Annotated in this window: 10 protein-coding genes; 5 read left to right on the top strand and 5 right to left on the bottom strand. The window is 71.3% G+C overall.

Going from position 1 to position 11,343, the window contains the following annotated elements:
• Window positions 1-2 precede the first annotated feature (2 nt).
• Complete coding sequence (locus ABT130_RS00145; protein WP_350951573.1) at window positions 3-4,325, top strand: HAD-IC family P-type ATPase; 4,323 nt, start codon at window positions 3-5, stop codon at window positions 4,323-4,325.
• Between the two features lie 66 nt (window positions 4,326-4,391).
• Window positions 4,392-4,517 carry a hypothetical protein gene (locus tag ABT130_RS00150; RefSeq protein ID WP_350951575.1) on the top strand — a complete coding sequence of 42 codons (126 nt, stop codon included), beginning with the start codon at window positions 4,392-4,394 and terminating at the stop codon, window positions 4,515-4,517.
• Window positions 4,518-4,645: 128 nt separating this feature from the next.
• Here ABT130_RS00150 and ABT130_RS00155 read toward each other — a convergent pair whose 3' ends face one another.
• From ABT130_RS00155 to ABT130_RS00175, 5 genes are all read right to left on the bottom strand, one after another.
• Window positions 4,646-5,977: a glycoside hydrolase family 3 protein gene (locus ABT130_RS00155; protein ID WP_350951577.1), complete on the bottom strand. Its 1,332-nt coding sequence runs from the start codon at window positions 5,975-5,977 to the stop codon at window positions 4,646-4,648.
• Between the two features lie 74 nt (window positions 5,978-6,051).
• Window positions 6,052-6,309: an HPr family phosphocarrier protein gene (locus ABT130_RS00160; protein WP_350951579.1), complete on the bottom strand. Its 258-nt coding sequence runs from the start codon at window positions 6,307-6,309 to the stop codon at window positions 6,052-6,054.
• Window positions 6,310-6,428: 119 nt separating this feature from the next.
• Entirely contained in the window at window positions 6,429-6,884 is a 456-nt protein-coding gene (locus ABT130_RS00165) for a PTS sugar transporter subunit IIA (protein ID WP_350920873.1), read from the bottom strand.
• A 42-nt stretch (window positions 6,885-6,926) separates the two neighbouring features.
• Complete coding sequence (locus tag ABT130_RS00170) at window positions 6,927-7,163, bottom strand: PTS sugar transporter subunit IIB (RefSeq protein WP_350920870.1); 237 nt, start codon at window positions 7,161-7,163, stop codon at window positions 6,927-6,929.
• Between the two features lie 64 nt (window positions 7,164-7,227).
• The gene (locus tag ABT130_RS00175; protein WP_350920867.1) at window positions 7,228-8,262 is read right to left on the bottom strand and encodes an SIS domain-containing protein; all 1,035 of its coding nucleotides are present in this window, start codon (window positions 8,260-8,262) and stop codon (window positions 7,228-7,230) included.
• 160 nt (window positions 8,263-8,422) lie between these two features.
• Here ABT130_RS00175 and ABT130_RS00180 point away from each other — a divergent pair, with 160 nt between their 5' ends.
• The 3 genes from ABT130_RS00180 (at window position 8,423) to ABT130_RS00190 (ending at window position 11,306) form a co-directional block, all read left to right on the top strand.
• Window positions 8,423-9,163 carry a GntR family transcriptional regulator gene (locus ABT130_RS00180; RefSeq protein WP_350920864.1) on the top strand — a complete coding sequence of 247 codons (741 nt, stop codon included), beginning with the start codon at window positions 8,423-8,425 and terminating at the stop codon, window positions 9,161-9,163.
• A gap of 49 nt (window positions 9,164-9,212) precedes the next feature.
• Window positions 9,213-10,580 carry a PTS transporter subunit EIIC gene (locus ABT130_RS00185; protein WP_350951581.1) on the top strand — a complete coding sequence of 456 codons (1,368 nt, stop codon included), beginning with the start codon at window positions 9,213-9,215 and terminating at the stop codon, window positions 10,578-10,580.
• A gap of 216 nt (window positions 10,581-10,796) precedes the next feature.
• Window positions 10,797-11,306, top strand: a complete 510-nt coding sequence (locus ABT130_RS00190; RefSeq protein ID WP_350920858.1) for an Rv3235 family protein — start codon at window positions 10,797-10,799, stop codon at window positions 11,304-11,306.
• Window positions 11,307-11,343: the final 37 nt, after the last annotated feature.

The raw sequence follows: 11,343 nt of genomic DNA on the forward strand, positions 1-11,343 counted from the left end.
ACGTGATCGGCGGTCCCGGCAGCGGGCGGACGGCGCGACGGCTGGAGAACTCGCTGCTGAAGGTGGAGGGGGTCGAGCGGGCGGAGGTCAACGGCGCCCTCGGGATCGTGTTCGTGGGGTGTGACCCAGACTCGGTCGACCTGGAGAAGCTGGTGGCGGTCGTCGATTCGTTCGACAACGCTGACGACGGCGACGGCGACGGCGACGGCGAGCCGGACGTGGACGAGGACGCCGAGTTTGACGACGAGTCGCTGCCGGGCCCGGTGTCCCTCGCTTCCGAATACGCGGAGCACCGCATCGCCAACCCGGTGCGGAGCCACACGCGCATGGGCATCCGGCTCGGCGGGAGCCTGGTCGGAACGAGCATGGCGCTCGCCGGGCGGGTGATGCACGTGCTGCCGCTCACCCCGATCATTCCCGCCCTGCTGAGCCTGGCCGAGTCCACCCCGAAGGTTCGCACCGAGCTGGACCGCCACCTCGGCGTTCCGACCGCCTCCGCCCTGCTCGAGACGGCGGACATCGTCACCTACACGCTGGCGCTGCGTCCGCTGGGAATGCTCGTCCAGTCGGCCACCGCCGTCGGCCGCTACCTTGAGACGCGCGACACGCGACGGGCCTGGGAGAGGCACGAGCACGAACTGGGTTCGTGGGGAGGCTCCTACCGCCACATCCGCGCGGCCAGGAAACCGCGCCCGTCCCCCATGTCCACCAGCCCCGTGCGACGGTTCGAGCACGTCGCGAGCCAGGTGGCGGTGGGCGCCACCGGGCTGACGTACCTCCTCGGCAAAAACCGGGAACGGACCATCGCCATGCTCACCGCGGCGACCCCCAACGCCGCGAAGCTGGGCCGCGAATCCTTCGCCTCCGCGATCGGGCGCGCCCTGGCGCGGCGCGGCGCGGTCGTTCTCAACAGCCGCGCCCTGCGCCACATGGACGGCATCGACACGGTCATCCTCGACGCCGAAGTGCTCGACACGGGTTCCTGGGAGATCGACCGCATCGTACCCCTCGGCGACGCCGACACCGACGGACTGCACGCGCGGCTCTACGCCCTGCTCGACCTCACCGACCCCGGCGCGCGGCGGGAACACGAGGAGTGGACGGCCGAGCCGGTGCCGGGCCCGGCCGGGCTCATCGCGGCGGACGCCGAGGAATGGGAGGCTCGGGGGCTCCGGGCCGTCCGCGTGGCGAGGCAGGGCGTTCCCGTGGCCCTGGTCGGCATGGCGCCGCAGGTGGACCCGCTGGCCGACGCGATCGTCACCGCGGCCAAGGCCGCGGGCACCGTGCTGCTGGCGGGAGGTGATCTGGGGCTCGGTCTGCGGCTCGGCGTCGACGAGTTCATACTGGACGCCTCCCGGCTGACCCGGTCGGTCCGCGAGCTCCAGGCGGACGGTCACGGGGTCGCCGTGGTGTCGGGACGCCGCATGACCGCGCTGGCCCACGCCGACCTGGGTATCGGCGTGCTGTCCCGCTCGGGCCGGGTGCCCTGGGACGCGGACGTGATCGGCGCACTCGAGGAGATCCACCTGCTGCTGAGCTGCCTGGCACCGGCGAGGAAGACGAGCGAGCGGTGCGCATGGCTCGACGCCACGGGAGCGACCGCCGGAGGCGCGCTGACCGCCCTCGGGCCGCCGTCGCGGTCACTGGGCAGGGCGCAGCTCTCAAGTGACTGCACCGCGATGGCCGCCATCGTCACGGGTGTGTGGGCGGGCTGGCACGCCGGGCAGGAGACGCCGCCGATCCGGGTGGACCAGACCCCCTGGCACGCGATGTCGACCAAGGACGTCCTGTCCCTGCTGGGTTCCTCGCCCAGCGGGATCACCGAGGCCGAGGCCATCCGGCGCAGGACCTCGGCGGGATCCGCGGAGTCCGAGCGTCCCGCCTCGCTGCTCCGCGCGTCCGCCGAGGAGCTGGCCAACCCGCTGACCCCGGTCCTGGCCACCGGGGCGGGCCTGTCGGCCCTGGTCGGCTCGATCTCCGACTCGGTGATGATAGCCACGGTGGTGTTCGCCAACGCGTTCATCGGAGGGGGCCAGCGGTTCACCGCCGAACGGGCGTTGCATCGCCTGACCGAGTCGGTCGCGATCCGGGTTCGGCTGCGCCGCCCCAACGAGGGCGTGAGCGTGACGGTCGAAGACCTCGTACCGGGCGATGTGCTCGAATTGCGCGCGGGCGACACCGTGCCGGCCGACTGCCGGGTGCTCAGGGCAACGGGCCTGGAGATCGACGAGGCCGCACTGACCGGCGAGTCCCAGCTCGTCACCAAGTCGCCGGCGCCCGTCAACGCACCCGCCGTCGCCGACCGGAGCTCGATGGTCTACGAGGGTACGACCGTGGCGGCCGGTAGCGGGCTGGCCGTGGTGGTCGCGGCGGGCGAGACGACCGAGGCTGCCAGGACCGCCAGGCTCGCCAAGGAGCGGCCACCCGTCTCGGGTGTGCAGTTGCGACTGCGGAAGCTGAGCCGCCGGATCCTTCCGGTCGCGGTCGGCTCCGGCTTCGTCCTGCTCGCCGCCGACCTGCTGCGCGGCAGGTCGATGATCGAGGCGCTCGCGCCCGCGGTGAGCCTCGCCGTCGCCGCCGTGCCCGAGGGGCTGCCTTTCGTCGCCTCGGTCGCGGAACTCGCCGCCGCCCGGCGGCTGTCGACCCGCAACACCCTGGTGCCCAACCCCTCCACGATCGAGGCCCTCGGCCGGGTGAACGTGCTCTGCTTCGACAAGACCGGGACGCTCACCGAGGGGCACATCAGCCTGCGGTGCGTCTCGGACGGGCAGGACGAACGTCTCGTCGAGGCGTTGACGCCCGAGATGAGGCACATCGTGGCCGCGGGGCTGCGCGCGTGCCCGCGGCACGATGAGGGGCGTCCCATCGCGCACCCCACCGATCGCGCCGTGGTGAACGGGGCCGAGCAGCTGGGCGTGGTGCCCAGGGAGGGCACGGGGAGCTGGGAGAGGGTCGACGAGCTTCCCTTCGAACCCGGGCGCGGCTATCACGCGGTACTCGGCGCGAGCGACTCGGGGCCGCTGCTGAGCGTCAAGGGCGCTCCGGAGGTCGTGGTCACCCGCTGCACGTCCGTACTCCGCGACGGTCAGGTGGTCCCCCTCACGGATTCCCTTGAGGCGGAGCTGGAGAAGGAACTCGACCAGCTCGCCCGGCAGGGCTACCGGGTACTCGCGGTCGCGGAGCGCGCCGCCTCCGACCGTCGCGACCTCGACGAGTCCCGCATCCAGGGCCTGTGCTTCCTGGGCTTCCTCGGCCTGGCCGACCCGGTGAGGCCCACGGCGGCCGAAAGCGTCGGCCGGCTGACACGGGCGGGCGTACGCATCATCATGATCACGGGTGACCATCCGAGCACGGCGGAGGCGATCGGCGTCGAGCTGAACGTGCTGAACGGCGGGCAGATCATGACGGGGCCCGAGCTGGACGAGATGGACGACGAGACCCTGCTGGAGGCTCTGCCGGACGTGACCGTCTTCGCCAGGACCACCCCGGCCCACAAGGCCAGGATCGTCGGCTGTCTGCGCCGGGCCGGCAAGGTCGTGGCGGTCACCGGGGACGGCGCCAACGACGCCCCCGCGATCCGGCTCGCGGACGTGGGGATCGCCCTCGGCTCCCGCGCGACCCCGGCGGCCAGGGCCGCGGCCGACATCGTGGTGACCGACGACCGCATCGAGACGATCGTCGATGCGATCATCGAGGGCAGGGCCATGTGGGGGTCGGTCCGCGACGCCCTGAGCATCCTGCTGGGCGGCAACATCGGCGAGATCGTCTTCGCGGTCGGATCCAGCCTGATCAGCGGCCGGAACGTGCTGAACGCCCGGCAGCTGCTGCTGGTCAACCTGCTCACCGACATGCTGCCCGCGATGGCGGTGGCCTCCCGGCCGCCGACCGCGACCAGTCCGGAGAAGCTACTGGAGGAGGGCCCGGAGGCCTCGCTGGGAGCCTCCCTGACCCGGGACATCTACCTGCGGGCCGCCACCACGGCGAGTGCGGCGGGCGCGGCCTGGGCGATCGGCCGGATGACCGGCACGCGTGGGCGGGCGGACACGATGGGACTGGTCGCGCTGGTGTCGACGCAGTTGCTGCAGACCCTGGCCCTGGGCACCCGGGATCGCACCGTGGTGCTGGCCTCGCTCCTGTCCCTCGGCGTTCTGGGCATGACCGTCTCGGTTCCCGGGCTCTGCCACTTCTTCGGCTGCCGCTTCCTCGGGCCGGTGGGGTGGTTCATCGCCCTGGGCAGTGCCGCCGCCACCACGGCCGCCGGGGTCGCCTTCCAGGCATCCACTCGACAGGTGTCACCGAACGTTCACCGAACGGTAATCTCCTAGCTGGTGACTTAGTCCTGTTTGGTGTGGATTATCGCATTAAGCGATCCTTCTCCCTGTGAGGTTGTTATGTCTGGATTCCTCTCCACGGTGCTCGCCAAGGCGGCGGTCATGCTGATCGAGGCCCTCCTCATGCGCGTCATGCAGTCCCTCGTCGTCTCGCTGGCCAGAACCGGCAGCCTCCAGGCCGCCTGACCCGGTTCCGCAGCACGGACCCGGCCGTGACCGCGAGAGAACCGTGACCATGAGAGAACCATGGCCGGGTACACGACCATGACCACGGCGACCGGGGCCCAGGCCGCGGTCGCGATCTTAAAGCTCGCTCAGCGGGCCCTCGAGTTGATGAGCCGGGCGACCTTGAGGTGCCCGGCCGAACGCAGTACCCGCTCGGCCCTGGCCGGGTCGGCGACCGGCGCCCTCTCCAGCAGGCCACGGGCGGCCTTCAGCTTCAGCAGGCGCCGGACGGACTGGTCGAGCCGCGCCTCCGAGATCTTCCCGGACTTCACCGCGGCCAGCAGCGCCCCATGGGCCTCGCGGTAGTCCGGCGGCATGAGCAGCAGGTCCACCCCGGCCTGGATCGCCCGTACCGCCACCTCCCCGTCGCCATACCTCTTGCGCACCCCCGCCATGTCCAGCGCGTCCGTCGAGACGACCCCGTCGAAGCCGAGCTTCTCCCTGAGCAGCCCGGTCAGGATCGGCCTGGAGAGGGTGGCCGGGTCGCCGGAGGGGTCGAGCTTCGGCATGACGACGTGCGCAGTCATGATCGCGTCGACGTCCTTGCCGATCGCGGCGGCGAAAGGCGGGGCGTCCAGCCTTTTCCACTGGGACAGCGAGTGCTTGATCACCGGCAGACCGGTGTGGCTGTCGACGTTGGTGTCACCATGGCCGGGAAAGTGCTTGGCCGTGGCCGCGATCCCCGCGTCGTGGAAGCCGCGGACCGCGGCGGCGACCATCGGCGCGACCTTCTCCGGATCGGAACCGTAGGCGCGCGGGCCGATCACCGGGTTGCGCGGGTTGATGTTGACGTCGGCGACAGGGGCGAAGTCGAGGTTGATACCCAGGACGCGCAGCTCGCGGCCGGTCACCTCCGCGGCCCGGCGGGCCAGCGAGGGGTCGCCGGTCGAGCCGATGACCGAGGCGCCCGGCAGGTTGGTGACCAGCGGGGCGAGCCGGGAGACCTGGCCGTTCTCCTGGTCCGCGCCGATCAGCAGCGGGATCTCCGGCGACGCCTTCTGCAGCCCGTTGGTCAGCGCCACGACCTGCCTGACGTTCTTGACGTTGCCCGCCCAGGGGAACAGGATCACCCCGCCGGGGCGGTAGCGGGCGACCATCTTCGCCGGGGTGTCCACGCCGAACCGCGCCTGGTTCTCCCCCGACACCGTGTCGGCCGCCTGACCGTAAAGCACCGGCATGAAGAGCTGGCCGACCTTCTCCTCCAGGCTCATCGAGGCGAGCACTGCCTCCACACCGGCCGGCTTCGCCGTCTCGGCGGGCGCGGTCGCCGGGCCCGCGGACTCCGCCGGGCTCACGCTCGCGGAGGGCTCGCCGCCCCCGACCGCACCGGACGCCGGTGGAACGGCCCCTCCGGTGCCGACACACCCGACCGCCATCGTCGCGATCACTGCGATCCCCGTCACACGCATCCACCGAGCCATGCCTCTTACGCTATCCGGGCGGATGTCCCGGTGCCCGCGCTCCGAACCGACCGGCGAACCAGAGGCACCTCGGCTCACGGTGCCGACGCGATGCCCGCCAACTGGTCGAGAAGCTCCTCGGCGCCCTCGCCCTCGGCCCTGATCACCACTACGTCCCCCCTCCTGACGTCGAGTGCGAGGACCGACAGGATGCTCTTGGCGTTCACCGGCGAGCCGGCCCCCTTGGCGATGGTGACGTCCAGGGACGCCTTGGTCGCCGCCCGCACGAAGGTCGCGGCGGGCCGGGCGTGCAGGCCGACCTCCGACGTGACGGTGACATGGCGCTCGGCCACGTGTTCCTCCTCAGAGTCGACAGTGCGGTCTAGACCGCACGGTGTGTTTGCCGGCCTTTGGCCATCCGATGGCTCAACACCATTTCACATTCTTCGCCATCTCCCGGTCCCGCGGGCCGTCAGGCCGGATCGCTCCACTCGAAAAGCCGGTCACCGGCGTCCACGACCCCCTCGGCGAGGCCGATGACGGCGCTCGCGGTGGCGTCCAGCGCCACGACCGGGCAGATCGGGCGGCGCCCACCCGCTTCGATCCCGGCCGGGTCCCACGCCACCACCGGCTGCCCGGCGCTCACCCGATCGCCCTCCGCGACCAGCAGCTCGAAACCCTCACCCCTGAGCTGAACCGTGTCGATGCCCAGGTGGACGAGGACTCCCCTGCCGTCGTCGCCGACGACCACGAACGCGTGCGGGTGCAGCTTGACGATGGTGCCCGCGATGGGGGAGAACACCCGGCCGGGCGCCCTGTCCGGCTCGATCGCCATGCCGGGCCCGACCAGGCCCTCGGAGAAGACCGGGTCGGGTACCGAGTCGAGTCTCACGGCCACCCCCGCGACCGGTGCCAGAACCGTGGTCACCGCACTCCCCTCGGCATGCCCCCGTCCGCGAGGACACCTCCCTCAGCCGATGATGTCCTCGATGTCGCCGGCGATCGTGTCGGCCTCGGGGCCCACCACCACCTGCACGACGCCGCCGGCCACCATCACGCCGTGCGCGCCGGCCGCTCGCAGGGCCACCTGGTCGACCTTGGAGGCGTCACGCACCTCGGTGCGGAGCCGGGTGATGCACGGTTCGATCTCGATGATGTTGTCCGCACCACCGAGTCCAGCGATGATCGCGTCGGCGTCGGCCGCCATGTCGCCCTCCAGTTGTGATCACCCTGTCCCCAGGGCTATGGGCAGGCTAGAGGAGGTATCGCGATCAGTCGGTCTGGGTCACCTTGTTGAGACCACGTGGGGCGTCCGGGTCGATCCCCAGCCTGCGCGCGAGCGCCTCGGTGAGCAGCTGACCGGGGACGATCAGGCCCAGCGGCGCGACCCACTCGGGCAGGTCGGGGCCGTTCAGCGCGGCGGTGGAGACCGAGGAGAGCGCGGTACCGCCGCCGACCGTGTAGGCCGAGGCTCCCGCGCCGGTCACCCGCTCGGCGAGCGCCACGGTGCCGGCCAGGGTCGGGCCCTCGCCCGCCGCGACCAGGATCGCCGGGGTGTCGGAGTCGACCACGGCGATCGGACCGTGCAGCAGGTCCGCGTACGACAGGCCCATGGCGTGCAGGTAGCACGCCTCCTTGAGCTTGAGCGCCAGCTCCAGCGCGGTGGAGAAGGCCAGCCCCCGGCCGGAGACCACGACGCCGGGCTTGTCCGCCAGCCCCTCGACGATCGCCTCCAGATCACCCGGGTCGCCGACCAGCTTCTCGACCGCGTCCGGGACGCGCCGCAGGTCGCCGGGGTCGACGTCCGCGCCGAGACCGAGGGCGAGCACGGCGAGGGCGGCGAGCTGGGTGGTGTAGGTCTTGGTGGCGGGGACGGCCTTCTCCTCGCCCGCCACCGTGCACAGGGCGAGGTCCGCGGCCTGGGCCAAGGGGCTCTGCTCTCCGCCGTTGGTGATGGCCACGGTCCGGGCCCCACAGTCCTTCGCCCAGGCGAGGGTCTCGACGATCTCCTCGGTCCTGCCCGACTGGGAGAGGGCGACGGCCAGCACGCCGTCGAGGTCCAGCCTGCGCCGGTAGGTGGTGGCGATCGAGGGGGCGGCGAGCGTGGAGAGCCTGCTCGTGTGCGCCTCGGCCAGATAACGGCCGTAGACTGCGGCGTTGTCGGAGGTGCCACGGGCGATGAACAGCAGCTGGCGGGTCTGCCCCGCGAGCCGCTCCACCTCCCCGACCCTGGGGAGGAGGGCGTCGAGCGTGGCTCGCAACGCGGCGGGCTGCTCGGCTATCTCGCTGCGCATCTTGGTCGTCATCTCGCGCTCATCCTTCGGCTCGGACGGACGAGATCGGGCCGTTATCGATCCGTCTCCGGTCCGTACGTTGACACCCTTTTCCGGCCTGTGGTCTAGTCCGGACTAGACCAGTACGAACCATAACTCATCAGACACCTCAGATCGAGGGGGGGAGGATCCTGTGGCCCAGATCGATCCGGACAGCCCGGTGCCCAAGTACTTCCAGCTGCGGGAGATCCTGCTCGATCTCATCGAGAACAACGAGCTGGCGATCGGCACCGCGATCCCGTCCGAGCGCGAACTCTGCCAGCGCTTCGGCCTGTCCCGCATGACCGTCCGGCAGGCCGTCGACCACCTGGTCTCCGAGGGCAGGCTCCAGCGGGTCGCCGGCAAGGGCACCTTCGTGGCCCGCCCCAAGATCGAGATGGCCCTGCGGCTGACCTCCTTCAGCGAGGAGATGCGCACCAGGGGCATGGAACCCGGCTCCCGCGACCTGGACCGCCGGGTGGTCAGGGCCAGCGCGCACCTGGCCAGGGAGCTCGGCATCCAGCCGGGCGACGAGGTCCACTTCATCGAACGGCTGCGGACCGCGGCGGGCGAGCCCATGTGCATCGAGCGGGCGCACATCCCCGTCTCCATCGCACCCGACCTCGACACCCACGACCTGACAGGCCGCTCCCTCTACGCCCTGCTGGAGACCCGCTACGGCCTGGTGCTCGACGCCGGCGAGCTCACCATCGACGGTGGCATCGCCGACCCCGGCGACGCCGACCTGCTGAAACTGCCACGCGGCGGGGCCGTGCTGCTGCTGCAGCGGCGCTCCTACGCGGGTGGCGTCTGCGCCGAACTCGGGGTCTCCACCTATCGCGCCGACCGCTACCAACTCCGTACGATCCTGGAGCTACCGACCCGCCGCGCCTGACCCCACCCTTCGCCGCACTCCTCCCTCCCACCCCCTGGAGGAAAGCCCGATGAGTCCCCCCTCGGCGGACGCGGGCCTGTCCGCCGCCCACCGGCCCGGGTCCGCCGCGATGAGCGTGCTCCAGCGCCTGGGACGTTCTCTGATGCTGCCGATCGCGGTCCTGCCCGCCGCGGGCCTGCTGTTCAGGCTCGGCCGGGACGACCTCCTCGGCCGGACCGACAGCGTCCTGCTCGACGACGTGGCCCGCGTCGTCGGCACGGCGGGCGGCGCGATCTTCGACAACCTGCCCATCCTGTTCGCGATCGGTGTCGCCATCGGGTTCGCCCGCAAGGCCGACGGCTCCACCGCCCTGGCGGCGCTTGTCGGCTATCTGGTCTTCCACGCCGTCAGCATGAACATGTTCTTCATCCTGTTCGACGCCGACCTGAGGGAGTCCATCACCACCGAGGTGTTCGAGCGGGCCACCCCCGGCGTTCCCAGCGTGGTACTCGACCTCGGCGCGCAGAACCCGACCAGGGTGCTCGGCGGCATCATCATGGGCCTGGTCTCGGCACTGCTCTGGCAGCGCTACCACCGCACCAGGCTGCCGACCTGGCTGGCCTTCTTCGGCGGGCGCCGCCTGGTGCCGATCCTCACCGCCTTCGCCGGGCTCGTGATCGGGGTGTTCCTTGGCTTCGTCTGGCCGGTGCTCGGCGGCTGGGTCCGTGCCTCCGGGACCTGGCTCGCCTCCAACAGCGAACTCGGCGCCGGGGTCTACGGCATGGTCAACCGCGCCCTGCTCCCCCTCGGCATGCACCACATCGTCAACAACGTGATCTGGACCCAGGTCCCCGAGTGCGTGGTCGACGGCAAGAAACTCGCCGGGGACCTGATCTGCTTCAACAGCGGCGCCGTCGGCTACGGCGGCTTCGAGGCCGGCTTCTACCCGGTCCTCATGTTCGGCCTGCCGGCCGCCGCGATCGCCATCTGGCGGGCCGCACCGCCGCACCGGCGCACCGCGGTCGGCTCGATCATGATCTCCGCGGCGCTCACCGCCTTCCTCACCGGGATCACCGAGCCGATCGAGTTCGCCTTCATCTTCGTGGCTCCGGTGCTGTTCGTGATCCACATCGTGCTGACCGGCATCTCCTTGGCCCTCGCCTCCGCCCTGGGCGCCAAGCTCGCCTTCAGCTTCTCCTCAGGGCTGATCGACCTGGGCCTGTACGGGACCGCGCCCAACGCCCGGGGGATACCGATCGTCATCGTGATGGGGCTGGTCTACGCGGTGATCTACTACTCCGTGTTCAGCTTCCTGATCAGGAAGATGAACATCATGACCCCCGGCCGCGAGCCCGAACCCGACATCGACTCCGGCGAGCCGGCCGCGCCCCCCGGTACGGCGCCTGGCGGCCCTGACACCGGGCCGCCCGGCTCCTGAAGCGGTTTCGGCCGTCCAGCGAAGATCACGACTCGGGCCGGAACCCGTCCCTCTCGGGGATGGACCACTCCAGCTCAAGGTCACCTTCTCCGCCCGAAGGGACGAACCAACCGGGATTTTCAGAAAGTTGGCGGACCGCGTATCTGGGCACTGGGCCGGAAACTCCTTCAAGTGTCAGTTTCCCCACCCGCAAGCCGAGCCCAATCGGAGTCACCCATGTCGCCCCCACGACGTCCGGCGCCGCTCCCCCGGATCGCGCCGTCCCCCGCCGCCGAGCCGCCCTACGACGAGGACCGCCCCGCGACGGACATCCCGGCCATGCCTCCGTACGTGCAGGGAACCCTCGCCCTCGCCCTCGAACCCGAGGCTCCGGCACCTCCGACCGGGAAGCCGCTGATCTGGGGCCCGCCGGGGGCGATCCCCGACGAGCGGCGGCTGCGCGCCCTCGCGCAGGCCGTCGCCGAGATCCTGGCCGGCAGGCGGCCGCCGGCGAGCGTCTCCTGTCACCTGACCGGCAGGGCCCAGGCCGAGCTGACCAGGAGCGGGAAGATCATCAACAGCGCACGCCCGCCCCGGGCGGGCAGGGCCCACATCTCCCAGCCAGAGGACGGGGTGGTGGAGATGTGCGCCGTGGTCGACTGCGGTGACCGCTCGCGCGTCCTGGCGCTCAGGCTGGAGCGCAGGGGCGTGCGGTGGCTCTGCACCGAGTTCGAGACGACTCCCTGACACGCCGGAGGGCCCGCACCATGGTGCGGGCCCTCCG

The organism is Streptosporangium sp. NPDC001681, from assembly GCF_040298085.1.
Taxonomy (GTDB): domain Bacteria; phylum Actinomycetota; class Actinomycetes; order Streptosporangiales; family Streptosporangiaceae; genus Streptosporangium.